This window comes from Pelotomaculum sp. FP (genome assembly GCF_004369245.1).
GTDB lineage: Bacteria > Bacillota > Desulfotomaculia > Desulfotomaculales > Pelotomaculaceae > Pelotomaculum_C > Pelotomaculum_C schinkii.
Map to the genome: position 1 here is coordinate 13,161 of NZ_QFGB01000040.1, position 25,739 is coordinate 38,899.

Sequence of the window (25,739 nt, forward strand, 5' to 3'; positions counted from 1 at the left end):
CAGTCATCTCCAAGATTGCTAATTTTAGCACAACTCAGGGGCGGAACCTCCTGCTGAAAGGGGTAAGCAAAATAGAGTCAATAATTGAGCTATATTGTAATAAATTAAAGATAGGCAAAGTATTTTTACTGGAACGATTAAAAAAGGAGATGGAAAACCGGGTAGTAAGGAAAAGGCGTTTACTACGGGCGGCCAACTTTGAGGTTGTCAAAACCTTTGAGCGTTATAATTTTGACAACATTCAGATACCGCCATCCATCACAGTGAAGGACATTACTAACGCTAGATTTTTAGCCAGAAAAGAAAACCTAATCCTTTACGGAGCTATAGACACAAGCAAAAGTGACTTGGCCACTGCCATTGGTGTGAAAGCCCGTAATCAAGGAAAAAAAGTATACTTCTTCAAAACAGCCGCTCTTGTTAATCAACTAATAAATGCAAAGGCCCAGGGTGAACTGCAAGAGTTTTTAAAGCGGTTAGAGAAGGCGGACCTTCTTATTTGTGATGAGTGGGGTTACACCCCATTAGAAAAGGAAGGCGCTCAGCTACTCTTTCAGGTAATCTCTGATTGTTACGAGAAACGTAGCGTTATTATCATTACAAACCTGGAATTCAGCCGTTGGAACAGCATCTTCTATGATGAGAAAATGACTGCGATAACCACAGAGCGACTGATTCACCACAGTCATTTACTGGTGTTTACCGGCTTCAACTACCGATAAAAGAACTCTAAAAAGGAAAAAGTTTATAGAAGAATATTTCTTTAGGAGAGATTTTAATAATCCTTATGTAAAAAGTTAAAGATGATTCAGATCAATAAGTAACATTTAAACACTCTTTTAACAACTTTACTTTCTATATCTATATTACGCATTAAATAAGATGAGGGAATTAAAGAAGTTCCAGACGCCAAAGTTTCATGAACAATAGAAGGGTTCGAAATCAACTCTCATATTGTTCTTTTAGTTATTGTAAATTCACACAAGATAATGTAAGAATTAGACAAGATATTGCTATTTTTAGACGATAAACATAGACAATCATCTGTAATATTGCTAACTTTAGATATACTAATATATCGAAATTTGTCTGGCAGGTGAATCTAATGGCTTCAAGCGGTTAAAAGTGTTGTTGAGACAAACCAAGGGCGCTTGCAACAACTAACACCCAAAGTAAGCATACGCAAACCACCATGCCTGCTCTAAATAGTATTCTTCAGGACACCTATTCCCGGTAGTTGATAGTAATTTGGTGAAATATTGTTATTAGTTAAGATTTAATAAATATTCCATGATATCTTAAATTCATTCGAGATTCCACTAGTTGTAATTGATTTTTTTTAGGGAGAGTGGGTTTGGTGAATAACAAAGAAGTAGAAATTTTTTCCAGCGATATAAAATATAGCTTGATAATACCTGCTTACAACGAAGAAGAAGGATTACCAGTTGTTCTAAATGATGTCTTTAAATTGATCAGTGAAAGTTTTGAAATAATTGTTGTGGACGACGGTTCTACAGACAGAACCAGAGAGGTGGCTCAAAGGTTTCCCTGCCGAGTTATTTCTCACGAGCACAACTCTGGTAAAGGCGCTGCCATGAAAACCGGAATCAAAGAAGCCGGGGGAGAAAACGTTATATTTATTGATGCTGACAATACTTACCCGCCTGAAGGGATTTTGGAAATAGCAAAAGCTTTGGAAATCTATGATATGGCTTTGGCCTCACGTAAAACCGGGCATGAAAATATCCCAGTTTTTAATAGAATTGGCAATGCTTTGTTTAGAAACAGTATTCGATACATATATGGTTTTCAGGGATATGATCCCCTAACAGGTTTATATGGAATAAAAAAGGCCTACCTCAAGAGTATGAACCTGGAATCAAAAGGGTTTGGGATAGAATCAGAGATATGTATCAAGGCTGCCAGAATGGGACTGAGAATCAAGGATATTCATATAAAGTACAGGGACAGGATTGGCAAAGCAAAACTAAATGGTTTAAAAGACGGCTATAGGATTTTTACAACTATTTTAAAATTTTTTCCATTAGTATTCCGGCGTATTAAAAAACCAGGTTTGCCTGTCTGAGATTGGTTTTTTACTAGAGGGGAACATTTATGAGAATATGTGTAGTGGGTTCTTCCAAAAAGTTTTTCAGTGGTATCTCCGCTTATACGATTGTTATGGCAAACGCCTTTGCAGAACAAGGGCATAAGGTTTCTGTTATTTTATTGCAAAATCTTGTGCCCTTGTTTTTGTACCCGGGCCGCAATCGCGTCGGTAAAGGAGAATATACGATAGATTTCCATCCTGATATAGAGGTTTATAACGGTATGGACTGGAATGCTCCCGCATCCTGGGTAGAAGCTCACCGGTTCCTATCAGAGCAAAAACCCGATGCGATTATAATGCATTGGTGGACATCCTCTGTCGTACATATGCAGCTTTTTTTAGCTATGTGTTGTAGGCGTATGAATGGTACTAAACCCAAGCTTATTCTTGAAATGCATGAAGTGGTTGATACATTGGAGGAAAAAATATTTCCGATCCGGGTTTATTCCAAGGTTGGAGGAAAAGCGCTAATCAGTGCATGTGACGGTTACACGGCCCACTCTGAGGAGGCCAGACAAGCCATTATTAAAACTTATAAGTTAGCAGGGGAAAAAATCGTTGTCGTTCCTCATGGCCCTTACAATATGTATGGAACATTGGACAGGAAACTTGCCAGAGAAGAAATGAATTTAAATGGTTTTACCATTCTTTATTTTGGGATGATCCGTCAATACAAGGGGGTATCGCTGTTAGTGAAGGCATTTAATAATATCCCCCCGGAATTGGCTCATAATATGCATCTGGTCATTGCCGGCGAAAACTGGGGTGACGATACGGAACTGTTACAGGTTTTGGATAATACGCCTTACAAAGACAGGATTATCTTTAAACCGGAATTTATCCCTGATGAAACTGTTCCGAAGCTCTTTACCGCTGCCGATGTGGTGGTATTGCCTTACTTGCGAAGCTGCGGCAGTGGGGTATTAAATATTGCGGTGGCACAGGGTAAACCGCTGATTACAGCTGATCTTGATACTATGGTTGAGTGTCTTGAGGGGTACGGCGGGGCGAGTTTCTTTCCAGCGGGAGATGCAGACGCTTTGTGTGACAGGCTTCGGGAGGCTTATGACAGTTGGGTCGTGAACGGAGTTCAGATCTGCCGGTTCACAGGCGTTTCCTGGATGGACATCGTTAAAAAATATGAGGACATCATCGGAAAAATGAACAAGCATCAGCATGTAAACTAAAAGGCAATTGACATAATTGAAAGGACTCAAAGAGATGTTAAAAATCAGTTTTGTATCGGAAGTAGGCCACCGTCTGTTAGGTTATAAGAGCCAAAGTTTGTTGGGCCTTCCGCGAACCCGGCCGTTAAGCCTCACGGTCAGCATTACTCAAAAATGCAACAGTAAGTGCAAGACCTGCAATATCTGGAAGGACCCCAGGAATGATCAGCCCAGTAAAGAACTTACCCTTGATGAATATGACAAGATTTTTAAGAGTATTGGACGTTCTGTGATCTGGTATACCCTGAGTGGAGGAGAGCCTTTCCTGAGGAAAGATATTGTTGAGATTGCCAGGTCGATTATCAAAAATTCGGCTCCAAAGGTCCTGATTATTCCTACCAATGGTCTTCTGTGCAAACGGATCGTCAGGGAAACTGAGCGTATTTTAAACATTCTTCCATCGAATACTACCTTGATTGTAAACTTGTCACTCGACGGGATTGGTGAAGAGCATGACGAAATACGGGGCATACCCGGAAACTTCACGAGGTGCCTGGAGACTTTTGGCGCTTTAAAAGAACTGAAGAAAACCTATCCGCAATCCTTCGAACTTGGAGTTCACAGCGTTGTTTCAAGATTTAATGTGGAGAATATATTGGAGTTGTTTGACTATGTTAAGAATCATTTAGTTCCGGACTCCTATATTTGCGAGATTGCCGAAAACAGGGAAGAATTACTTAATGTCACAGATTATATCACCCCTGCGATTGACCTCTATGAAAAAACAATACGACCTTTACAGCATGAGCTCAGGGAAAGCCTGCTTCATAATAAAGGATTGACAGGTCTTATTCAGGCTTTCAGGCTGAAATATTATGATTATGTAATCACGGAAATGAGAGAAAAAAGAAGAATCATACCCTGCTATGCGGGTCGTGTCTCAGCGCAGATATCACCCTGGGGGGATGTCTGGCCATGTTGCATTTTAGCCTATCAGGCGGATATGGGCAATCTCAGGGATGTAGACCTGGACTTTAACAAGCTCTGGTACTCTGAAAAGGCGACCAGGGTAAGGGCCCAGGTGTTTAAAGGAGACTGTTACTGCCCAATGGCCAATGTTCACTACACAAACATGACACTTACTCCAAAGGCAATGATGGGAGTAATAGGCAATTATCTTGGAGCAAGGATGGGCAAGAAATAATATATTAATGAGGTTTTGTCAATGGAAGTTTTGGTTACGGGAGCCACTGGTTTTGTTGGGACCAGGCTGGTAGAAGAGCTGTTGAACCGTGGTTGCGGGGTAAGAGTGTTAACCAGAAAGCCGATCGAACAGTACCAAAATATTGCATGGAGTAAAAAAGTTGCCTCCATTCAGGGCGATTTGAAAAAGGACAGGGATTCCATCAAGAAGGCCGTTCAGGGAGTCGATGTGGTTGTCCACCTTGCGGCGCAATTAGGCTCCTGGCGGGCAAAGCAGGAAGATTATATTGATGTGAATTATAATGGTACGAAGTTATTGGTGGAAGAGTCAAGAGTGGCGGGCGTGCAGCACTTTTTATATATCAGCACCGCGGGGGTGTTTGGCACATTAAAAAAAATTCCCGCTGATGAAACACACCCCTGCAGTCCACGGTACCCTTATGAAAAAACAAAGTATCTGGCAGAACAATATATTTCAGAAAAAATAAAAGAGGGTTTCCCTGCGACAATTATACGCCCGTCTCATATCTATGGTCCCGGTGATTTAAACACAGTACCTTTACTCAAAATACTGCAAAATATTCACTTGTTTCCGTTAATAGGAGGGGGAACATCCTTTTTTCAACCGTTATATATTGAAGACTTGATCCAAGGAATCATCCTTGTTATCAACAATCGCAATACTGTATGCGGGCAGCTATATGTCTTGTCTGGTGAAGAGGTCACTACTTTCAAAAAGTATATTCAAATAAATTCAAAGTTACTGGGAGCTAAGGTTTTAACACCGGCATTTCCCTATGTTTTCGCAAGATTTACAGCAATATCAAATGAAATATTAGCAAAATTATTAAATATTGAGCCGGTTCTTACAAGGTTTAGAGTCGATTTTTTGGGTGGGCATCAGTGCTATAATATCCAGCGGTCTAAACATGACTTTGGTTTTAATCCGGAAGTCGGTCTGGAGCAGGGTGTTGAAAAGGCAATAAACTGGTATCGCGAGCGCAAACTGATTTAAAAATCTCACTGGCCTTAGGGGTTATGGAATAAATAATGAATGCTAAGAAACAAACAAGAATCATTCTGTGGAACATGAACTATATCATAGATGCCAGGTCCCCCAATATTGGCGACAGGGCATTGCTGTCTTCTATTATCAATACTATTAAGGACTCCGGCAGGGATGTTAAAATCATTGTTTTTTCCAGCGACCCGGATGTGGTATTACGGGAGTTTGAAGTCTGCGGGGTCAAATACAGGCCTCTTAATTTGAAAAAGATCCTTTCCGAGTTGTTGCGTTGTGACGTGTTTGTGTTTGCAGGCGGTGAAGTTGTAGTTGACAGGGGTTCCGCTTTATATACCCCGTTTATGCTTCATGCCGCTTTTTTGGTAAAGTTACTCAGAAAAAAGATCATGGGATATGGTATTGGAATTGGTGAACAGCATGAGATTTCTCAGCTTGGAAAAATTTTGACACGCATGATTTTCAGCAACACGATCGTAAGCGTGCGGGATATTAAATCCAAAGAGTCCTTGCTGGCTATGTGCAAACCAAAAAGTTTACAATGCACTGCCGACCCGGTGATTAATTTGGAACCTGTCTCCAAAGAAGAGATAGAAAGTTATCTTGCAACGATTGGCGTGGTAAAAAACGGCATGCCTTTAGTGGCTGTTGTTCCCAGACAGCTGTTAATGCCCTTGAACAAATTTTCTGACCGTGTCTGCAACATTATCCCTATCAAGTTAAGAGAGAGAATGAAACTAACGCCTGAAAATTTTGATGGCAAGATAGCGGCATTTCAACAAAACATTGCCAACATAGGCGACTATCTGGTTGATAAGTATAATGCTGAAATCTTGTTTGTACCCATGTTTAGCGGTTTCATGTCATATAATGATGATCTCATGTGCAAAGATATCATAAAAAAAATGAAATGGGGTATAAAGGCAAAAGTTGTTGATAACAACCTGACAGCGGGTGCCTATAAGGCCCTATTCGGCAAGATGGATCTAGTTATAGGATTTCCCTTGCATTCCATCATTTTTTCCACATCAATGGGAGTGCCGGTAATTTCTTTTTCCTATGAATCCAAGGTTGAACGTTATATGAAAGCATTAAAGTTAGAGAAGTATAATTTTAACGTAAAAGATCTCAACCATGAAATTCATTTTGATCAGGTTGTTGATACCATAGAAAATGTAATGAATAACAGGGACAGTATAAAAAAACAATTAACTAACAACATCATGGCACTTAAAGATATTGAGCGGGAAAATATTAGGTTGTTGTTTCAAAACTCGTGATTAGTTAACCAGGAAATAGCAAACTCATGAGTAAAGATAAATGAATTGGATGATAATCATTAATTAAAAATAATAAAAGGAGAATTTGAAGATATGCATTTAGTTATTGGTATTCCTTTTGCATTCAATTATGTATAAAGCTCTAAAAATTGATTTTATCAGAAAGTTAAATAAAATAATATTAAATTATTTCTTCGGAGTTAGGGAATTAAAGTTATGTTTAAAATGAAATACTCTAATATTTTAGCAATAATATCGTTTTTTATATCGTATATATTATATTTGGATTATTTATTATTACTTAAGAAGGGAATTAATGTCAACATAGAATATTTTTGGGCCATAGTTATAGTTCTAATAATTGCTTTATTTTACCAGATAATTAAGTTTGATGGAACGCATGTAGCAGAAGTTATAGTATTGTTTGAAGTTGTTATCATGTCTATGGGATTATTGTTGATGTATGCTATGCCTCATGATGGTCTATTCAGTCATGACCCGCATTGGGATTATTCTGTTGTAAAGGCTATTTCGGAATATGGTTGGCCCCTGCCAAGTGCTGCTTCCGTTGTTGAGAGAACACGAAATCTTGCAGAATGGCCTTTATTGCATATCTTAACTATTATAGTTTCTGAAATAGCTCTAATGGATTCAATAGTTGTTGCAAAATATCTTCCTGTCGTTATTACATCTTTAACAACAATTTTTTTCTATTTGATTATAAAAAATTCATACAAAGATACGGTGGCTGCGCTACTGGGGACATTGGCATTTTGCTCTCTCTTTTGGCATACATTTTTTCACTCGCTCTTTATAAGAGAGACAATAGCTTTTATGTTTTTCATCATGATTATTTATATTCTTAGTAAACGTCAAGATTTATCCACAAAAATAATATTTATTGTTGCTATAGTAGCAGTAGCATTTTCTCATCATTTAACCTGTTTTATATTAATATTATTCTCGTTATTTTTGATAATTGGCAAATATTTCCTTACTAAGCTTATCAATACAAATTTTCTCATCGAGTATAAAAAAGATTTTCATGATAATAAATTAATACAATCAAGCAATACTAGTTTTTTATTCATTACAACAAGCATCCTTGCATATTGGATATACATTGGTGGGTTTACGTTTAAGGTGTTAGAGATTTTGCAAAAGGATTTGTTATATAGTTCGTATGGCAGTTACAGTTTGAATCATTACTTTACTGCAAGCGCAAGAATGATGCTTGGTTCTTATGGAAACATTCTGTTTGTACTGCTTATTTCTATATCTGTACTGTACTCAATAATTAAAGGTAAAGGGAATAAGAGTATTACAGACATTATTTTCTTGGTGTGGGGTGGATTAATTGTAACAATAAGCTACATGTCTACATATTTAATGCCAAGGATAGAGTTTTCAAGATTTATTCTTTTTGGTTATCCGTTTTTAATAATAAGTGCTACTGCTGCTATAGTCAAATTTAAAAAGCCGATCAAATATATATATATACTTTTTGTAGCTTTTCAGTTATTTCTAATACCACCTTATTTGTATAATAACTCTTTCGCTCCAGAGTATGAATATGGAAAATACAGAGAGTATTTTTTACCTGAGGAGTATATAGCTGCATCTTGGTTTAAAAATAATGTTCCATTAAAAAACAAAGTTGTTGGTGATTGGACATCATTTGAACTGTTTGGAAGTCAACAGTTTAACGTCTATCATGATACTGAGAGTACGGTTCAAATCTTTAAAGGCAATCTTGAGGGTCTAGACTCTTATAGCTGGCTTATTCTTCGTAACGAGGATTTTTATTCCGCCAGAGTTGGCAAACCAAGGGCTACTAATCCAGTAGTGGTAACAAAAGAGACCTTTGGTAAATTTAACGAAGATCGGAGAATGATTAAAGTATATGACAACAAAGAAATCATGAACTTTAAGATTAACTAAAATCCCAGGGGCTCGCAATAGATGGATTCTTATTGGGGTTAAGGATCGTGCAAAGAGTTGATGAACCAGGTAAATGTTTTACGTAAAGTGCCCTAATCTCGATATTTTTTAAAGGATTGATTCATCTGACAAATCATGTTCGCCGGACCAACTTGACGGATTCTCGCATTTTCTTGGATTTATACTTCAAGTGGAGAAATACGCCTCTTTACAATAACGCCATTTATCTTATGCTGAATAATATTACGACTTGTTTGCTCGGCTTTGCCTTTTGGACTATTATAGCCCGGTTTTTTACGCCTTCACAGGTAGGTATAGGCGCTTCGCTGATCGCAGCGTCAAGTCTTATCGGTGTCCTTGCCGAAATGGGGTTGAAAATCGGTTTAATCCGGTTTGTTCCAGAAAGCAGAGAAAATGCGGCACTTTTGATTAATGCTGCTTTCACTTTAGCTGGTTTATTATCCTTGATTGGAGGATTAATTTACCTTGTTGGTATAAAAATATGGTCTCCTGCGCTTGGATTTATTCAGGAAGACACTTTGCTTCTATTGATGTTCTTGATATTTACCATAACTAATACATTGTCCGGTTTAACTGATGGTTCATTAATAGCGGGCAGAGCAACTAAGTATGTTTTGTTGAAAAACACACTTGCCTCTATACTTAAGATCCTTCTTTCAATTTTTATTTTTGCCCACCTTGAAGGTTTTGGAATCTTTGCAGGTAATGGAGTAAGCTTTGCCGTTGCAGTGTTAACTGCTTGGTTATTATTTCTACCTAACGTATATAAAGGATATTTGCCGCGGCCGGTAGTAGCAAAAGAAATAATGCAGAAAGTGCTGCCCTATTCATTTGCCAACTATATGGCAAATATGCTTAACCAGTCTCCGCAGTTTATTTACCCGCTGATGGTGTTAAATGTGCTTGGTCCGGAATACAGCGCATATTTTTACATTGTTTGGATGATGACGATGGTATTGGTGGTAATCCCGAATGGCGTATCGCAGTCTCTACTGGCTGAAGGTTCCCACAATCCACATAAAATGGGTCGCGACGGGCGTAGTGTGTTGTATCTGTCACTGGCATTATCTGTTCCGGCAGTGGTGGCTATGATAGTTATGGCGGGTTGGTTGCTCCATTTCTTTGGCCCTGGATATGCGGAAAATGGCGCCCCGGTATTTCGTTTTTTAGCGCTCGCTATAATTCCTCAGTGCGTAAATACGCTTTATATTACAGTGAACCAGGTAAGAAAGCAAGTATACCTTATAATTGTCCAGACTGGTTTTTTAGCGATTGTCGCCATTGGAGTTGGTTACTGGTGGTTTAGCCGCGCTGGTCTGCCCGGATTGGGAATGGCTTATTTACTGGCCCATTCAGTCCTCGCTTTAGTCGTCATCAGGCCGTTATTGAAGGTACTGAAAGAAAAAAGCAGTGCGACCGTTTCTGTAGAGGTGAATTTGTAATGCTGCTTTTAGGGCACGTTGGTATTACTCTTGGCTTGACCAAAGGGCTGGAAAAGGTTTTGAGTCGCCGTGGGATGAAAGAATTTACGGACTTAATAGATTACAGGCTTGTTTTTTTGGGCTCCTTGCTGCCGGACATTATTGACAAGCCGCTCGGGGGACTAATATTAAGGGAAACGCTTGGAAACGGGCGTATATACAGTCATACCTTGTTATTTTTGCTTTTTCTACTTATTCCAGGTATATTTGTATGTTTTAAATACAAGAGGCCAGGATTATTTGTGGTGGCCGGAGGCAGCACTATCCATTGTATTTTAGATGGCATGTGGTACTCCCCCGAAACCTTCCTGTGGCCGGTAAACGGTTGGAGTTTTCCGAAAGGAGATCCTGAGAACTGGTTGCGGCTGTGGGCAAACCTTTTGACCTATCCCAAGTACTATATACCTGAAGTACTTGGCGGCACAATTATCATAATCTTTGTGGCAGAGTTGGTTATATGCAAGATTGATACTGTTTCATAGTGAACCGAAGAGAAAAAACTGTATCACAAAGTCAACAAAAGAAAGGATGTGTCAATTTATGCCTTTTGCTGTAATTATGGCCGGCGGACGGGGAGAGAGGTTTTGGCCTCGCAGCCGAATGAGAGCGCCTAAGCAGTTCTTGAATCTTGTCGGTGACAAGACCATGCTTCAGCTAACTGTGGATCGGATGGAGGACTTAGTCGGCATAACCGACACATATATAGTGGCGGGTTCGGATTTTAAAGATATCATCATGGAGCAGGTGCCGCAACTGCCGGAAGAAAACATTATCGTCGAGCCCTTCGGACGGGATACCGCAGCTGCTATCGGACTGGCTGCTTTAGTTTTGGAGCGCAAAGACCCCCGGGAGGTAATGATTGTACTACCGGCTGACCATTATATAGGTGATAGCCACCGCTTCCTGGAAGTGATGAAAAGTGCGGTAGCGGCGGCCTGGCGGGGAGAAAACATAGTGACGTTGGGTATCACTCCCCACAGGCCTGAAACGGGGTATGGGTATATATTCCAGGGCGAGTTATACGACACATTTACCGGTAATCCGGCATACCGGGTTGTCCGTTTCCTGGAGAAGCCTGATTATGCGAAGGCTGTAAGACTTCTTTCAACCGGAAATTACCTGTGGAACAGCGGCATGTTTACCTGGCGGGTGGATTTAATTCGTCAACTGATTGAAAAATATACCCCGCAACTGGCTCAGGGTCTGGACAAAATTGGACAGGCTATGGGGACGGAACAATACTTGGCCGTACTGGAAGAAGTCTACGCGGGGCTGCCTAAAATCTCGGTGGACTACGGTATTCTGGAAAAGACGGAAAAAGTCCTGGTGATGCGGGGAGATTTCGGCTGGGACGATATCGGCTCCTGGACGGCACTGGAGCGCTACGCTGAAAAGGATGAGCGAGGAAACGCCATTGAGGGCCGGGGCGTCTTTCTGGACACAAGCGATACCTTCATTTATTCCCCAGGCAAGACGGTTGGTGTCATAGGGGTAGAGAGTTTAATCGTGGTGAACGACCGCGACAGCTTCCTGGTATGCCACAAAGACCGGGCCCAGGAGATCAAAAAGGTTGTGCATGCTTTAAAGGAACGAGGCTTGGATGAAGTGCTGTAATGCCAAAAACTGAGTTGGGGACATACCTCACCCCAAAGTGAGGCTATCAAGAGAGGCGCGTCCCCTTTCCTATTTAGCTTTAAGGAGGCATTTTAACATGGTAACTGTTAATGAGCATATTTTTCGCCAGTATGACATCCGGGGGGTAGCTGAACGGGACCTTACGGATGAGGCTGTAACACTCTTGGGTAAAGCTTTTGGAACTGTAGCGATACAAAAGGGCTCAAGTAAAGTACTGGTGGGGAGGGACAACCGCCTCAGTTCCGAGCGCCTGCGGGACGCCCTGGTGAAGGGGCTGATGTACGCGGGTTGTGATGTCATGGATATTGGCCTGGTGGTCACGCCGGTACTTTACTACGCCAGGATCTACTTCGGTATTGACGCTGCGGTAATGATTACCGGCAGCCACAATCCGCCGGATGAAAACGGATTTAAGATGGCCCTGGGCGCCGGGACCATCTACGGAGATGATATTCAGAAGCTCAAAGAATTAATGCTGGCCGGGGAGTTGCGGAACGGTTCCGGAAGCCTTGAAATAGTAAAAGTGATCTCTCCGTACCTAAATATGTTGATAGAAAAAATTCAGCTTGGTCCACGAAAGTTAAAGGTGGCTGTAGACTGCGGCAACGGTACCGCTGCTTTGTTTGCTGAAAAGATATTAAAGAACTGGGGCTGTGATGTGATACCACTGTATTGTGAATCCGACGGCTCCTTCCCGAACCACCACCCGGACCCGGTAAAGACGGCCAATCTGATGGAATTGAGAAAAGCGGTGCTGGAAGACAGGGCGGAGCTTGGCGTAGCCTTTGACGGCGATGCAGACCGTATTGGGGTGGTGGACGAGACTGGGAATATCATCTGGGGAGATATGCTGATGTGTCTTTACTGGTCGGAAATCATGCCAAAGCATCCCGGAGCCGAGGCCATCATCGAAGTGAAGTGTTCCCAGGCACTGGTGGACGAGGTGGAGCGCCTCGGTGGAAAGCCTTTCTTCTACAAGACGGGTCACTCCTTGATTAAAGCCAAGATGAAGGAAGTAGGGGCGGTCTTCACCGGGGAGATGTCCGGGCACATCTTTTTTGCAGACGAGTTTTACGGTTTTGACGACGCCTTTTACGCGGCCGGCCGCCTTTTACGGATCCTATCCAATTCCGATGTGCCGCTTTCAAAGATGCTCTTGAGTTTACCGAAGTATTACTCTACTGCTGAAACCAGGGTTACTTGCCCGGACCGGAATAAATTCAAGGTGGTCAACGGGCTGGCTGAACGTTTTAAGCGGGAATATCCTGTTATTGATGTGGACGGGGCAAGGGTGCTCTTTGGCGACGGGTGGGGCCTGGTGCGGGCTTCTAACACCCAGCCCGTGCTGGTGGCCCGCTGTGAGGCAAAAACTGAAGAAGGAGTCCAGCGTATTTGCTCCATTATGAAAGAAGCCCTGAAAGAGTTTCCGGAAGTGGAAGACTTCGAGTGGGAATATTAAGATTCATTTGAAATTACAAAGTAAGAGGTCGAAAATATGAAACCATACCCTCTTGTATTTAGGCCTTCATTCAAAGAACGAATTTGGGGCGGAACAAAATTAAAAAAGATACTGAATTGTACTAGTTTGGAAGGAAATATAGGTGAAGCCTGGGTAGCTTCAGACCATCCCAATGGTAAAAGTGTTATCGCAAATGGGAAATTTACAGGAAAAACATTGAGTGATTTATTGCAGATTTGTCCGGAATGGTTTAGTGGTTCACATGTAAGGAACTTTCCACTATTAGTCAAGTTGTTAGATTCAAATGATGAATTATCTGTACAAGTTCACCCTGATGATGAATATGCAATCAGGAATGAAGATGGTGAATCAGGTAAAACTGAATGCTGGTATATTATAGAGTCCGAACCCGGTGCTGAGATTGTATTTGGACATAAAGCCAAAAACAAAAAAGAATTTATTAAATTATCTAACGAGGATAAGTGGAACGAGTTATTAGTCCGAGTTCCTGTAAAGCCCGGAGACTTTTTCTTTATTCCCAGTGGTACTGTTCATGCACTTGGGAAAGGAATCGTACTACTTGAAGTGCAGCAGAATTCTGATATTACATACAGAATATATGATTATAATAGAGTGGGGTTGGATGGTAAGAAAAGGGATTTGCACTTTGGACATGCTTTAAATGTAATTAAATTTGAATCAGCTACTTCTAATTAAAATCTTATGGCTAGTGAGATTGGTTATAAAACAATTTTAATATCTAGTAAGTACTTTACTGTGGAAAAATGGGAAATAAAAGATTTATGTGATTTAATTTCATTAGATGTATTTTTGTTGATTTGTATCGTTAATGGGATGGGAGAGCTTCTTTACGAAGATGGTTCGATTACGTTGACAATGGGCTCTAGTATTATGATTCCGGCCAATATGGGTAAGTATCAAATTAAAGGTAATATTGAAGCAATAGTAAGCTATGTTAATAAATATTGATTTACGCAAAGAAGGGATTCCATTGACCAGGCTGAAAGAATTTGATTATATACGGGCAATTTCTATTATCGCGGTAATTATGATTCACATCGGGACTTCAGGTCTTATAATTCGGTATGGAAATGAGATAACCTTAAAGCACCCCATGAGTACATATTATATATACCACCAGGTAACGGCGTTTGCAGTATCAGCATTTGTTTGCATTTCAGGATTAGTTCTTTGCCTGAAATATAAAGATAAATCCTTTAATTACTTCAAATTTATTGGGACACGTATTTGGTATATAATAATCCCGTTTGCTATCTGGACATTGGTGTATTTAAAATTAAACAACCTGATAACTGTGGAAGGGAGTGGGAAAATAAATCTTCCGTTTGACCAATTAGGCATTGCATTGTTAAGTGGAGGAGCATACTATCACATGTATTATATCCCACTGCTTTTTAGCCTTTATCTCCTATTCCCTCTTTTCAGATTGATCGCGAAGAAGTTTAAATCTCCGTGGTGGCTTGTCTTATTATTGCTATTCCAGCACTATGCACAAATAAGGTTTAATACTGCGTTGACCCCGGAAGCCCTGAAATTATTCCAGTTTAGGTATTTTATTTTCCTTTTTGCAGTCGGTTGCTATATTGGCGAGCACTACGACGAAGTAAAGACATTTATTAATAAACACATTAATGCAATTGTTGGCCTTTTAGGTGTGGTATTGTTGTATAAAATAGTATTTTTCTATTACAGCGTCTACCATCTGAAAACATCCTTCAAGGACGTACCGCAAACCATAACTTTTGACAATAGAATATACACTCTGCTTATTATTGCCCTGATAATTTACATCACCCCGCAGGTTAAGAACCGGGTTGTTGATTTGATTCTCGACAGATTAGGGAAAAACTCATTCGGGATCTACCTAATTCACCCGCTTATACTTAGAGGCATTGACGATATTGTTAAACAAAACAAGTGGTTTAATTTAAGTAGTGAGGCCGTTTTGGTTGTTCTCGTAATAACTGTAGTTATAAGCTATGCGATATCAGAGCTTGTTAATCTAATCCCATATGGATATTTGTTTGTTGGTAAAAACGACAGAGCAATTGGAGTGCTGAAAGTACCTAAATTGAGTGATATTGTCACTATTGAAGTGATAAAGAAATAGTAAATGTTATTAAAATGAGGATGAGGGGTTTGTCTTTACTATTTTTTTCCATTCAAAACGCCTTTCGTAAAAAAGCGGTGGCGGCCCTGGCGGTGCTGGGGGTGGCTTTTGGCACCGCGCTCATGACAGTCCTTTTTTCCCTCGCCGCGGGAATGGATCACCGGGTTGAAGGTACTTTTAGTGAGCTTTCCAACCGGATCACGATTTCCGGCAGGGACGCGCTCTTTGGCGGGTTGTATTTAGGTATGGGCACTCGACCTATACCTTCTTCTTTTATTGATACCATCAGAAACATACCCCATGTGGAAAAGGTCTATTCCCAGGTTTCGGTAGTTATGCGGCCCCAAAATATGAACTACGTCATGCCCTTATTTGGCTATGGCACGGAAGAAATTCATGATCTGGACAACAATCCTTATAACAAAATTATTGAGGGAACCTCCCCAGGTAATAAAGAGGAAATTATCATTGGAAAAAGCCTGCAGGAATATATGAGTTTATTAAATTCCTCCTTTGCGATCGGGAACTCTTACCCCTTTATGATCATGGAGGGGAGCCGGGCCAAGGAGCTGAATTTAAAAGTTGTGGGTGTCTACCAGACCGGCAACGAGGTTTTGGACGGGGCCTTCAGCGGTTCTGAAAAACTGGCCCGGGAGATAGGCAAGATACCGGAGGGAAGTGTTTCCGCCATCAATGTTGCGGTGGACGGGGTGGACAATGTGGAGTCCACCGCCAAGGCCATTCAACAAGAGCTATCTGGAAAAAAACCGGAACTGCAGGTGGTGGTGCCCGGAGAGGTCTTAAATCCGGTTAAAAATATACTTGACATCCTGGGCAAGTTTCTGATGGCCGTTTCCCTGGTGGCCGTAGTGGCTGGGGGACTGTCCATCATGGTGGTGATGCTTTTATCCGTAGTCAACCGGATGCGTGAGTTCGGCATTCTGAAGGCTCTGGGGTGGACTCCGGCCAATATCATCTTCATGGTACTGGTGGAGTCTCTGGCTCTGAGTCTGTTCGGCGCCGCCCTTGGAGTGGCTTTGGGCTACGCGGGACTTGCCGTGGCCAGGGATTTAATTGCAGCGGATATCGCCGTTCTCTCCTGGCAGGTTACAGCCAGCGTATTCCTGGCCGGCATCCTGATCGGGGTGGCGGGAGGAATTTACCCGGCCTGGCGCGCGAATAGCGTGGTGCCGGCAAAGATTCTCAGGGAAGTTTAAGTCATGGAGGTTTTGCTTTGGTTGGGCCTGATGTTTTGATTGCTGTTAAAAACTTAACCAAGGTTTACGGAAAAGGTAATCTTGCGGTAAAAGCGCTGGACGTTAAAAACCTGGAAATCAGGAGGGGGGAACTTGTGGCGCTGACCGGTCCGTCCGGGTGCAGTAAAACTACTCTGCTGAACCTTTTGGGAGCCCTGGACAGTCCTACAACCGGCGATATTTTGTTTGAGGGGAAAAGGTTCGCCTTAAAAAGTGAGGCGTCCCTTTGCAGCTTTCGCCGGAAAAAAATCGGCTTTATCTTTCAGTCCTATCACCTGATTCCCACTTTGAGCGTCCTGAAGAACGTCCTTACACCTGCCTTACCTTTGGGAAAAGGTTACAGGCGGCACGCGCTGGAGCTACTGGAGCTGGTGGGTCTGGCTGGCAAAGAAGACCGGCGCCCGGGCATGCTTTCCGGAGGCGAGCAGCAGCGGGTGGCCATTGCCCGGGCGCTTCTGCTGGAGCCGGAAGTGATCTTGGCGGACGAGCCCACGGGCAATTTGGACTCGTTTACCGGGGCGGGAATTATGGACTTGTTGAAGAAGTTGAACCAACGGGGGAAAACAGTGCTGGTGGCTACTCACGACCAGCAGGTGGCGAAAGATTGCGGCAGGAATATCAGGATGATAGATGGGCGGATAAACTAGTAGCCCCAGGGGGTAGGCCGTTATCTTTGGCGGACCGCTGGGTTGCATATTCAGACATGGTTTTGCAAGAAATAGACATGATTTTATTACTTTTACACATAAATTATAGACAGTAATTTTATAAATGTTATGTTAGTTGGTAGATGAACCTTTTGCGTTCCGTCACTTTAAAGAAGTTGATAAAAAATGATTTATTAAATAACAAGAAAAAACTTATTTAACATACATTATTTTTACCTAATTTATTGACTGAACAATTAGTGAACATTATTTAAGGAGGTGAGATATAAGTTAATAAAACAATAAGGTTTTCTTGTTCCAGCAATCAAAGGAATCAGGGTGAACGATATGCTACATAAAGGGGGGGATAAACCATGATTTCCACAGTAAGCACCGTAACAACGGCTGCCGCGAGCACGGCTACCACAGCCACATCCTTAGTGTCCGGGGTTGGCGTGATTGCCACGATAACTTTGATCGCAATGCTTATCACAAAGGAGCTGGCGGGGGTGGCCGCGGTGAATTCATCCGCTCCGGAACTTATCCTGCCTGGTGCGCTGGATAGGGTCTTGAATGTTGGTATCATACCACTGTTGATGGTTTTTGTGTCCATCGTAGTCGTCAAAATTTTGAATGTCCTCTAACAGCGGAAGAATTATATGGTTTCAAGTTGCGGCAATGGTGAAGGCCCGGCTGTTATACGACAGCCGGGCTTATTACTATGGAAGCTTGTACGTATATATTTTTTATTTTCAAGGATGATATAAGCACGAGGTAGAGCAGTACAGGTGGAGTAAATAGAAACGGATGGTAGCAATATTGAGGTTGAGACAGCGAAAAAGAGTTGAAATTGGAAACGTCTGGATTGAAACAGGTTGGTGAAAAAAAGGAACAATTTTATAGCGCCTTTTGATTGACATTATAATAAATCACATTAACCTTGCCTGGGGACCAGACCAGTCTAAGTTTTCATCTGCCAACGGCCCGTCACTATGTTGAAAGAGTTAACGGTAATTGTCCCTGATTTGCGAACAGAAGTCTCCTTTCCAGTTGGTGCCAGTTTACGATGCTCCACCAGGCTTTGACGTAATCGGGACGCCGGTACTGGTAATCCACGTAATAGGCGTGTTCCCATACATCTAACACCAGTACGGGAATACCGCCCCATTGGGTCATATTTTGATGTTTTTCAGCAGTCAGTATTTCAAGCCGGTTCCAGGCAGGCTGCCAGACTAAAATTGCCCAGCCAGAAGCCTCTATGTCTGTTGCAGCATTGGTAAATTGCTCTTTAAAAAGGGAAAAGCCTCCAAAGGCGCCATTGATTAGAGACTATTTCTGTATTAAGGTTTTCGCGTGTAGTTTAGGTTGCTGTCATGTGCCGGTAAATTTTGCGTCCCAGCCAGCGGGCAGCCAGGTTAAAGCCCAGCACGATCAGGATCAGCACTGCTGCGGACCCGTCAGCTACCCTGCGCAGGTCTGGAATAAGTCCCTCGGTATTCACTTTCCAGATGTGAACGGCCAGGGTCTCAGCCGGGCGGAAAGGATTCAGAGGCGAACTGGAGTTGAATATGTTCCACTGGCTGAAGTCAAGGGCCGGGCTGGACATGCCGGCAGTGAATAGAAGCGCCGCAGCCTCGCCAAACACCCGTCCGGAGGTAATTATGGTGCCGCTGACCAGACCGGGAAAAGCACAGGGCAGCACGACTTTAACAATGGTTTGCCAGCGGTTGGCACCCAAGGCCACACTGGCTTCCCGCAAGCTGTCCGGCACGCCCTGTACGGCTTCCTCAGTGAAACGGACCATGAGCGGCAGGTTAATTACGGTCAGGGCCAGCGCGCCGGACATAAGAGAATAACCCCAACCGGTCATATTGACAAAAACAAGGAGCCCAAAAAGTCCTACGACAATAGAAGGCAGCGAGTTGAGCGTCTCAATGCAGAGACGGATGATTTCGGTCAGCCGGCTGTTGCGGGCATATTCAGCCAGGTAAACCCCGCCCAGGAGGCCAATGGGAATGGTGAACAACATCGAAAGTACCAGCAGGTAAAAGGAGTTGAAAATCTGCGGGCCGATGCCGCCCCCAGCCTGGATGACCTGGGGTGGTTTAGTTAAGAAGTCCCAGTCGATTGATTTTCCACCGTGGTACAGAATGTACCCGATCATTGACCCCAATATTACGATCACCATCAGGGCGCATGCCCAGAATGCAATTGTGGCAACCTTATCAGCCAGGCGTGCGCTCATGAAGTGATTCCTCCTCTTCGCCCTACAAATCTGACAATCAGGATAAAACAGCAGGAAATTAAGAGCAGCAGCAGTCCCATTGTCCACAGTGCGTTATTCCAAAGGGAGCCCATGGGGGTGTTGCCCATGTCCATAGTGATGGCGCTGGTGAGTGTGATTACGGGATCCAGAATCGAAGACGGAATTTTTCTGGTATTGCCGATAACCATCTGGACGGCCAGGGCTTCGCCGAAGGCGCGAGCCAGCCCCAGGACTATCCCGGTAACCAAGCCGGAGCGGGCTGCCGGGAGCAGCACCAGGCGGATGGCTTGCCAGCGGGTGGAGCCCAGGGCGTAAGACGCTTCTTTCCATTCCTGGGGCAGGGCTCTCAAGGTGTCGGTGGAGACGCTGACGATAGTCGGCAGGATCATTACCGACAGCACCAGGAAACCAGCCAGAACACTGAAGCCGAGGCCGCCTATGTTGTTGCGGATAAAAGGCACCAGGAGGCTTAAGCCGATATAGCCGTATACGACGGAAGGGATGCCGGCCAGAATTTCAATTGCCGGTTGCAGCAACCGCTGCCCCCAAAAGGGAGCAATTTCCTGAATAAAGACCGCGCAGGCGATACTTAAGGGGGCGCTTACCAAAACTGCCAGCAGGGAGACGATAATGGAGCCAAGTAGGAAAGCCAGCACCCCGACCTGAGGGCCGCCGTCTTCCACCGCACGGTCGGGAAACCAGGTGGTGGAGAAAAGGAATTCTTTGACACTGATCCCGGTGTTAATAAAGGTAGACAGCCCTTTGGTGGATATGAAAATGATAATTACAATGGTAGAAACAATGGCCAGCAGCGCCGCGCCCATGGTCAAAACTTTACCCAGCATATCACTGTTTATTTTCATAAATCTGAAGCTCCTGTAATGTTGAGGAGGCGGGCCGGATTGGGCCGGCTCGCCAGGCTTATAGTGTTGTTTTCTATATTACTTGTTCTTGATGTTGCCGGCGCTGTCCCTGGTTATTTTCATATCTGTTTCCGGTATATAGCCGAGCTGGGGGACGATGGTCTTTTGGACCTCGTCGGTCATCAGGTAACTTAAGAAGGCTTCCACTGCCCCGTCCGGCTTGCCCTTGGTATAACTGTGCATATAAGCCCACACCGGATATTTTCCCGTGGTGATGTTTTCCTTGCTTGGCGCGACGCCGTCAATGCTCACGGCCTTAACACTGCCGTCAAGGTAGGACAGCGCCAGGTAGCCGATGGCTCCGGGAGTATCTTTAACAATTTTGCGGACTGTGCCGGAAGCGTCTTCTTCAATACCGGCAGCCTCTTCGGCCCCGCCCAGCGCGTATTTTTTGAAAGTGGCCCTTGTTCCGGAGGCCTTCGGGCGGTTCACCAGTACTATTTTTTGGTCGGCTCCTCCCACGTCTTTCCAGTTGGTGGTTTTGCCTGTAAAGATGTCCACCAGTTGTTGGCTGGTAAGGTTGTCGATATTTACGGACGGGTTTATGACCGCCGCCATGCCCACAACACATATTTGATGGTCAACCAGTTGTGACGCATCGATTCCGCTTTTTTCTTCAGCAAAGATGTCGGAGTTGCCGATTTGAGCCGCGCCTTGTGATACCTGAGTGAGGCCGGTACCGCTGCCGCCGCCTTGTACCACGATTTTTACGTCCGGGTTTTTAGCCATAAATTGAGTGGCGGCCTGTTCCGCCAGTGGCTGCATGGCAGTTGAACCAACCGACGTAATGTTGCCGGACAATTTACTCTCAGCAGCCGGTTTGGCGCTGTTGTCGCCGCTACCGCCGCAACCGGCCAGGGCCAGAACTACTCCCAGACACAGAATTACAACTACCAGTCCCTTTAACTTGTTGTGCATATGCAGTTCCTCCTAAGATTCTATTCTATTCTATTGTTTATATTTTAAGTGGCTTAAAGTGCCACATATTTAGCTTGTATCATGAAAACGGTAGCCTACTCCCCGTACCGTTTCAATATACTCAGGGTTTGCCGGGTCCTGTTCAAGCTTTTGGCGCAGGTACCGGATGTGAACGTCAACTGTGCGTGTTTCTCTGGAGTGATCGTAGCCCCAGATTCTCTCCAGCAGGATATCCCTGGTAAAAACGCGACCGGGGTTTAACGCCAGCAGGTGCAAAAGCTCGAATTCTTTGGGGGTCAGGTCAAGTTTTTTTCCATCCATACTTGCTTCATACTTTTCCGGTTTGATTATCAGCCGTTTTACCTGAATCTCATTGTTTTGCTCAATTTTCTGGGACGCTGTGGCCTTCCGGCGGAGGTTCGACTTTACCCTGGCCACCATCTCACGGGGTGAAAACGGCTTGGTGACGTAATCATCCGCACCGAGCTCCAACCCCAGGACCTTGTCGATTTCTTCGTCTTTGGCGCTCAGCATTATTATGGGTATACCGATGGTTTCAGGGTCGGCCCTGAGGATGCGCAGGACCTCGTAACCGTCCATGTGAGGCAGCATGATATCAAGAATGATGAGGTCCGGCTTGTCTTTTTCCATGAACTTAATGGCATCTAGGCCATTGGTCAGGCCGACCACCTGGTAGCCGTTTTTAGCCAGATTGAACTTTAAAAGTTCAAGAATGTTGGTTTCGTCGTCTACAACCAGGATTAGCGGCAGCTCCATCACCACCTCAACCAATACTTTAAAGCAGTTGAGTTAAAAGAATATTACCTTCGATTAACTGTTCATTATAAATACATTAATTTCATGTTAAACTTGTACTGCCGCTCCAAGGCAGTTCTTCGAACCATTGATTCATGGCTTGTGTCCCAAAGGTCAATTACTTTAATACATAAAAAATATGACCACCTGGAAGTTCATCGGCTGGTCATATCATACAAGAGGGATTTAATTTTGAGCTCAGCGGACATCTACGATGAATGTCGGGCCCTTCAACTGTTTAACATTACCGTTATGCAAGAAGCTTAACTCCCAGAGCGGCAAGAGAACTTCTTTCGGTCTTGTCTAAAGTTATATGGGTAAAAAGCTCCTGTCCCTTAAAGGATTCAATTAAAGTAACAAAGCCGTTACTTGTAGCAGTCAGCCGGCAGTTATCTATCTGTTGGATGTCACCGGTTACCACTATTTTCGTACCTTTCCCGGCTCTTGTTATTATTGTTTTAATATTTTCTTTGGTAAGGTTCTGGGCTTCATCAATAACAACCCACTGCCCTGGTATTGAACGCCCACGGATGTAGGCCAGGGCTTCCAGTTCGATGTACCCTTCTTCCATAAATCTATCAACCATCTCAGTGGGAGTGACTTTTTTATCGTACTTATTACCAGCGAAGTTTCGTAATATAAATTCCAGGTTGTCAAAGATCGCGCCCATCCAGGGCGAGATCTTTTCTTCTTTACTGCCGGGCAATGCCCCAATATCACGGCTGTGGGGAATAAGTGCCCGGGATACAATCAGTTTGCTGTATTTACCCCGGTTGATCACCTGGTGCATTCCAGCGGCCAGCGCCAGCAGGGTTTTTCCCGTACCTGCGGGACCAAGTATGCTAACCAACTTGATCTCCGGGTTGAGCAATGCATCCATTAAAAAATGCTGTTCCATGTTTCCCTCAGCCGGGCTGATCCCAAAAGCCTGTAAATCGTGAATCAAGGGAACAATGGTTTTTCTTGAGGCGCAAAAACGTCCGTAATGAATTCCCCCTGTCTTGTCTACCATCCTGACATACTGGTTGGCCAATAGGGGGCATTCGATATGGAAAAAATCATACTGGTAAAATTCCTGAATCTCCTGAGCTGATACTTCAATTTCACGCCAACCAGAGTATAATTTCCCCAATTCGACATTTTCAACAATGTAATTCTCAGCGGGTATCTCCAGCACATCGGCAATAATTCTGGCACATATATCCTGGGTTATCAACTCCAGAGGCCCGTTCTCCATAAGGCCTTTACTGACGGCAAGAATTCGGTAGTCTACTCTATTCCTGGATAAATACTCGGGAAGCTGAACGTCTGTGTGGTTTACTTCCACCTTGATGAAGTGGCCTGTTTTAAGTTGAACACCCTGATGAAGTTTAGGGCGCAACCCGTCAAGAAATCTAATGGCACTGCGCGCATACATGCCCCGTTGATCGTCCAGCCCTTTAAAACCGTCCAATTCGTGGATCACTGCCAGGGGTAGGATGATCATACATGGAGGAAAAGAGTGGATTATTTCTTCTATGGGACGGTCTAGTAAAACATTGGTATCCAGGACCCTTGTTGTCAAAAATAGCCCCCCCTTTTTTACAAAATATTATCATGGAAATGTTATATTAAAGAGAAATAAATGTTAACACAATGTAACTTTAACAAAAAATTATTTGTTTTATTGAATGATTATTGAAATCAATTAACAGATATTCTCCAAACTATAACCTATTTTTTACCTGCAAAGGATAAGAACTTTACAAATTCATATCATAATATATTTGGCAACAAAGTTGCCGGGTTGCACGGGGAATTATTTACTGCTGTTTTAATGGTTATTTGATAACGGTAACCATTCATAGGCTCGAAAATCAGAGCGAATTATTTAGGAAGTGATATTTGATGGATTTGGCAACACGTTGCCGGGTTTTTGCCGAGGGAGACTTTACAGTGTTTGAAGCATTGGCAGCTTTTGTTTTGGGACAGGTTGATGTGAAAGCTATCAGGAACCCACAAGCCAATCTGATCATGATGAGCGCTGTCGGTTCAGTTGAACAAGCGCCATTCCATCCTGGTAAAGTACTGATTACTGAAGCAACGGTGGAACTGGATGGAGTTTTGGGTTACGGTTTTACCCTGGGGAACCAGCCGTTAAAGGCTTTATGCTTTGCCGTTCTGGAAGCGGCTATGGAGGCTAATCATAATATGGCTCCGATAATCCGTGAAGCTTTACAAAACCAGGCTAAAGCTTTAAAGAAACGGCAGCGTCATGATAATTCCTGGCTATCCGGTACCCGGGTCAATTTTACCGTGCTGGAAGGGTAACTTAAGCATGGGTCTTGGTGAAGTTCAATTAAAAGGTGTTGACAATGTTAAACATTACAACGATGTTCAGCCGGTTTGTTTCATCCACTGCAAATTATTTCTGCCAGACGCCTATCCCACTTCAAATAGTTAGAGGCGCCAGCAGCACGCATGTCTTTCATAACGAACAGGGAAGGAAGATCTTATTAAACGATGGGTTCAAGAAGGAAGCTCAATTATTCAATATGTTCTCCAGACAATTGGATGGTGGATTGATTTGGGTTGACAAAGGGCTTAAGAGCGTCTACCACTATTATGATCCGGATAGCGGGACCGGCATGTGGCTATTGCCCAGCGCGGCAGAAAAATGTTCGGTATTCTTTAACAGGTCTCTTGCAATGTGGCGAAGCAAGAAGCATAACCTGGCCATGTTTTTCCTCGGAGCGGCCTTACACCTGGTGCAAGACCTCTGCGTGCCGCATCATGCTGCTTGCAAGTTCTTTGACGGTCATCAGGAATTTGAGGACTGGGTGGAAATAAGAAAGGATAATTATAAGGTGGAAAGCGATGGGGTTTATGCTATATCTGACAAAACGGAAGAGTGGGTGGCTGATAATGCCAGGTTGTCCAAAAAATACTTTCCTTTATTGATCGGCCAATCACCGGACTGTAGTCACCATGCTGCAAAGATTTTGTTGCCACGTGCGCAGCAAACAACGGCTGGCTTTTTAAAGTATTTTTACGATCAGATTTAGTATATAAATAGCACTGGAATAGAAATATATGCGATTCCAGAGTGAATGAATATATTGGCGGTAATTCAGAAATCAATTATAAAGATTTAGTTAAGTGAATCAAGAATATAAAATTACTTTATATGCAATAATATTATTTTGATGGTCAGAAGTAAATTAAAGGGGCTTGGGAAATGAAAAATGTAATCATAATCGGTTCTGGAATCGGCGGCCTGATTGCCGGCAACCTTCTTGCAAAGAAGGGACATAAAGTAACCATATTTGAAGCCCACAGCATGCCTGGCGGCTATACCGCCGGATTTTACAGGAAGGGTTATTATTTTGAGAGCGGCACTCTTGCCTTTGAAGCCTCGGCATCGGTATTCAAGGCAATGAAGGACATCGGAGTGTTTGATAAGAT

At 43.3% G+C, this 25,739-nt stretch carries 26 protein-coding genes and 1 pseudogene; 20 read left to right on the top strand and 7 right to left on the bottom strand.

Going from position 1 to position 25,739, the window contains the following annotated elements:
• The first annotated feature begins 128 nt into the window (after positions 1-128).
• From Psfp_RS14530 to Psfp_RS14605, 16 genes are all read left to right on the top strand, one after another.
• Entirely contained in the window at positions 129-722 is a 594-nt protein-coding gene (locus Psfp_RS14530; protein ID WP_282434347.1) for an ATP-binding protein, read from the top strand.
• Between the two features lie 635 nt (positions 723-1,357).
• Positions 1,358-2,086, top strand: a complete 729-nt coding sequence (locus Psfp_RS14535) for a glycosyltransferase family 2 protein (RefSeq protein WP_134219265.1) — start codon at positions 1,358-1,360, stop codon at positions 2,084-2,086.
• Between the two features lie 29 nt (positions 2,087-2,115).
• The gene (locus Psfp_RS14540; RefSeq protein WP_134219266.1) at positions 2,116-3,297 is read left to right on the top strand and encodes a glycosyltransferase family 4 protein; all 1,182 of its coding nucleotides are present in this window, start codon (positions 2,116-2,118) and stop codon (positions 3,295-3,297) included.
• Positions 3,298-3,313: 16 nt separating this feature from the next.
• Positions 3,314-4,480 (top strand): radical SAM protein, encoded by a 1,167-nt coding sequence (locus Psfp_RS14545; protein ID WP_192895442.1) that lies wholly within the window; start codon positions 3,314-3,316, stop codon positions 4,478-4,480.
• A 21-nt stretch (positions 4,481-4,501) separates the two neighbouring features.
• A complete protein-coding gene (locus Psfp_RS14550; RefSeq protein WP_134219268.1) occupies positions 4,502-5,494 on the top strand; it encodes an NAD(P)-dependent oxidoreductase in 993 nt (330 codons plus the stop codon).
• A 74-nt stretch (positions 5,495-5,568) separates the two neighbouring features.
• Complete coding sequence (locus Psfp_RS14555) at positions 5,569-6,780, top strand: polysaccharide pyruvyl transferase family protein (protein WP_243120676.1); 1,212 nt, start codon at positions 5,569-5,571, stop codon at positions 6,778-6,780.
• A gap of 282 nt (positions 6,781-7,062) precedes the next feature.
• Positions 7,063-8,721 carry a hypothetical protein gene (locus Psfp_RS14560; protein ID WP_192895443.1) on the top strand — a complete coding sequence of 553 codons (1,659 nt, stop codon included), beginning with the start codon at positions 7,063-7,065 and terminating at the stop codon, positions 8,719-8,721.
• A gap of 173 nt (positions 8,722-8,894) precedes the next feature.
• On the top strand, positions 8,895-10,184 hold the full coding sequence (locus Psfp_RS14565) for a lipopolysaccharide biosynthesis protein (protein ID WP_282434345.1): 1,290 nt from the start codon (positions 8,895-8,897) through the stop codon (positions 10,182-10,184).
• Positions 10,184-10,705 carry a metal-dependent hydrolase gene (locus Psfp_RS14570; RefSeq protein ID WP_134219272.1) on the top strand — a complete coding sequence of 174 codons (522 nt, stop codon included), beginning with the start codon at positions 10,184-10,186 and terminating at the stop codon, positions 10,703-10,705. The genes Psfp_RS14565 and Psfp_RS14570 overlap by 1 nt, the downstream gene beginning before the upstream one ends.
• Positions 10,706-10,781: 76 nt before the next feature.
• Positions 10,782-11,837: a mannose-1-phosphate guanylyltransferase gene (locus Psfp_RS14575; RefSeq protein ID WP_282434348.1), complete on the top strand. Its 1,056-nt coding sequence runs from the start codon at positions 10,782-10,784 to the stop codon at positions 11,835-11,837.
• Positions 11,838-11,934: 97 nt separating this feature from the next.
• Entirely contained in the window at positions 11,935-13,317 is a 1,383-nt protein-coding gene (locus Psfp_RS14580) for a phosphomannomutase/phosphoglucomutase (protein ID WP_134219274.1), read from the top strand.
• A 36-nt stretch (positions 13,318-13,353) separates the two neighbouring features.
• Positions 13,354-14,034, top strand: coding sequence for a type I phosphomannose isomerase catalytic subunit (locus Psfp_RS14585; protein ID WP_134219275.1), 681 nt, complete (start codon positions 13,354-13,356; stop codon positions 14,032-14,034).
• A gap of 6 nt (positions 14,035-14,040) precedes the next feature.
• Positions 14,041-14,307 (top strand): hypothetical protein, encoded by a 267-nt coding sequence (locus tag Psfp_RS14590; protein WP_153189540.1) that lies wholly within the window; start codon positions 14,041-14,043, stop codon positions 14,305-14,307.
• Positions 14,308-14,329: 22 nt separating this feature from the next.
• Positions 14,330-15,469 carry an acyltransferase gene (locus Psfp_RS14595; RefSeq protein ID WP_192895445.1) on the top strand — a complete coding sequence of 380 codons (1,140 nt, stop codon included), beginning with the start codon at positions 14,330-14,332 and terminating at the stop codon, positions 15,467-15,469.
• 20 nt (positions 15,470-15,489) lie between these two features.
• Positions 15,490-16,686, top strand: a complete 1,197-nt coding sequence (locus Psfp_RS14600; RefSeq protein WP_243120678.1) for an FtsX-like permease family protein — start codon at positions 15,490-15,492, stop codon at positions 16,684-16,686.
• Positions 16,687-16,703: 17 nt separating this feature from the next.
• The gene (locus tag Psfp_RS14605; RefSeq protein ID WP_205079586.1) at positions 16,704-17,372 is read left to right on the top strand and encodes an ABC transporter ATP-binding protein; all 669 of its coding nucleotides are present in this window, start codon (positions 16,704-16,706) and stop codon (positions 17,370-17,372) included.
• A gap of 334 nt (positions 17,373-17,706) precedes the next feature.
• Here Psfp_RS14605 and Psfp_RS22295 read toward each other — a convergent pair whose 3' ends face one another.
• Positions 17,707-17,865, bottom strand: coding sequence for a hypothetical protein (locus Psfp_RS22295; protein WP_243120673.1), 159 nt, complete (start codon positions 17,863-17,865; stop codon positions 17,707-17,709).
• Between Psfp_RS22295 and Psfp_RS22300 the strand changes: the two genes are divergently transcribed.
• Positions 17,855-18,016, top strand: a complete 162-nt coding sequence (locus Psfp_RS22300; RefSeq protein ID WP_243120674.1) for a hypothetical protein — start codon at positions 17,855-17,857, stop codon at positions 18,014-18,016. The genes Psfp_RS22295 and Psfp_RS22300 overlap by 11 nt on opposite strands.
• 346 nt (positions 18,017-18,362) lie before the next feature.
• Here the strand turns inward: Psfp_RS22300 and Psfp_RS14615 are convergent.
• The 6 genes and pseudogenes from Psfp_RS14615 to Psfp_RS14640 form a co-directional block, all read right to left on the bottom strand.
• Positions 18,363-18,698 (bottom strand): annotated as a pseudogene (locus tag Psfp_RS14615) (Fe-Mn family superoxide dismutase); the annotation flags it as partial.
• A 34-nt stretch (positions 18,699-18,732) separates the two neighbouring features.
• The gene (pstA, locus tag Psfp_RS14620; RefSeq protein ID WP_134219281.1) at positions 18,733-19,617 is read right to left on the bottom strand and encodes a phosphate ABC transporter permease PstA; all 885 of its coding nucleotides are present in this window, start codon (positions 19,615-19,617) and stop codon (positions 18,733-18,735) included.
• Positions 19,614-20,501: a phosphate ABC transporter permease subunit PstC gene (pstC, locus tag Psfp_RS14625; RefSeq protein WP_134219282.1), complete on the bottom strand. Its 888-nt coding sequence runs from the start codon at positions 20,499-20,501 to the stop codon at positions 19,614-19,616. The genes pstA and pstC overlap by 4 nt, the downstream gene beginning before the upstream one ends.
• Positions 20,502-20,579: 78 nt before the next feature.
• The gene (locus tag Psfp_RS14630; RefSeq protein WP_134219283.1) at positions 20,580-21,479 is read right to left on the bottom strand and encodes a phosphate ABC transporter substrate-binding protein; all 900 of its coding nucleotides are present in this window, start codon (positions 21,477-21,479) and stop codon (positions 20,580-20,582) included.
• A gap of 69 nt (positions 21,480-21,548) precedes the next feature.
• Entirely contained in the window at positions 21,549-22,250 is a 702-nt protein-coding gene (locus Psfp_RS14635) for a response regulator transcription factor (protein ID WP_282434349.1), read from the bottom strand.
• A gap of 295 nt (positions 22,251-22,545) precedes the next feature.
• Positions 22,546-23,859: a PhoH family protein gene (locus Psfp_RS14640; RefSeq protein WP_134219285.1), complete on the bottom strand. Its 1,314-nt coding sequence runs from the start codon at positions 23,857-23,859 to the stop codon at positions 22,546-22,548.
• Positions 23,860-24,182: 323 nt separating this feature from the next.
• Between Psfp_RS14640 and Psfp_RS14645 the strand changes: the two genes are divergently transcribed.
• From Psfp_RS14645 to Psfp_RS14655, 3 genes are all read left to right on the top strand, one after another.
• The gene (locus tag Psfp_RS14645) at positions 24,183-24,605 is read left to right on the top strand and encodes a phosphonate C-P lyase system protein PhnG (protein ID WP_134219286.1); all 423 of its coding nucleotides are present in this window, start codon (positions 24,183-24,185) and stop codon (positions 24,603-24,605) included.
• Positions 24,606-24,649: 44 nt separating this feature from the next.
• The gene (locus Psfp_RS14650) at positions 24,650-25,339 is read left to right on the top strand and encodes a zinc dependent phospholipase C family protein (RefSeq protein WP_134219287.1); all 690 of its coding nucleotides are present in this window, start codon (positions 24,650-24,652) and stop codon (positions 25,337-25,339) included.
• A 173-nt stretch (positions 25,340-25,512) separates the two neighbouring features.
• A partial coding sequence (locus Psfp_RS14655) for an FAD-dependent oxidoreductase (RefSeq protein ID WP_134219288.1) occupies positions 25,513-25,739 on the top strand: 227 nt, incomplete at its 3' end.

What these genes read in the sequence shown, in the direction of transcription:
- Psfp_RS14600 (WP_243120678.1), top strand. Translation starts at nt 15,490, where the DNA reads ATGAGGGGTTTGTCTTTACTATTTTTTTCCATTCAAAACGCCTTTCGT.
- pstA (WP_134219281.1), bottom strand. Translation starts at nt 19,617, where the DNA reads ATGAGCGCACGCCTGGCTGATAAGGTTGCCACAATTGCATTCTGGGCA.
- Psfp_RS14540 (WP_134219266.1), top strand. Translation starts at nt 2,116, where the DNA reads ATGAGAATATGTGTAGTGGGTTCTTCCAAAAAGTTTTTCAGTGGTATC.
- Psfp_RS22300 (WP_243120674.1), top strand. Translation starts at nt 17,855, where the DNA reads ATGCTTATCACAAAGGAGCTGGCGGGGGTGGCCGCGGTGAATTCATCC.
- Psfp_RS14580 (WP_134219274.1), top strand. Translation starts at nt 11,935, where the DNA reads ATGGTAACTGTTAATGAGCATATTTTTCGCCAGTATGACATCCGGGGG.
- Psfp_RS14575 (WP_282434348.1), top strand. Translation starts at nt 10,782, where the DNA reads ATGGCCGGCGGACGGGGAGAGAGGTTTTGGCCTCGCAGCCGAATGAGA.
- Psfp_RS14570 (WP_134219272.1), top strand. Translation starts at nt 10,184, where the DNA reads ATGCTGCTTTTAGGGCACGTTGGTATTACTCTTGGCTTGACCAAAGGG.
- Psfp_RS14645 (WP_134219286.1), top strand. Translation starts at nt 24,183, where the DNA reads ATGGATTTGGCAACACGTTGCCGGGTTTTTGCCGAGGGAGACTTTACA.
- Psfp_RS14650 (WP_134219287.1), top strand. Translation starts at nt 24,650, where the DNA reads ATGTTAAACATTACAACGATGTTCAGCCGGTTTGTTTCATCCACTGCA.
- Psfp_RS14585 (WP_134219275.1), top strand. Translation starts at nt 13,354, where the DNA reads ATGAAACCATACCCTCTTGTATTTAGGCCTTCATTCAAAGAACGAATT.
- pstC (WP_134219282.1), bottom strand. Translation starts at nt 20,501, where the DNA reads ATGAAAATAAACAGTGATATGCTGGGTAAAGTTTTGACCATGGGCGCG.
- Psfp_RS14590 (WP_153189540.1), top strand. Translation starts at nt 14,041, where the DNA reads ATGGCTAGTGAGATTGGTTATAAAACAATTTTAATATCTAGTAAGTAC.
- Psfp_RS14555 (WP_243120676.1), top strand. Translation starts at nt 5,569, where the DNA reads ATGAACTATATCATAGATGCCAGGTCCCCCAATATTGGCGACAGGGCA.
- Psfp_RS14630 (WP_134219283.1), bottom strand. Translation starts at nt 21,479, where the DNA reads ATGCACAACAAGTTAAAGGGACTGGTAGTTGTAATTCTGTGTCTGGGA.
- Psfp_RS14550 (WP_134219268.1), top strand. Translation starts at nt 4,502, where the DNA reads ATGGAAGTTTTGGTTACGGGAGCCACTGGTTTTGTTGGGACCAGGCTG.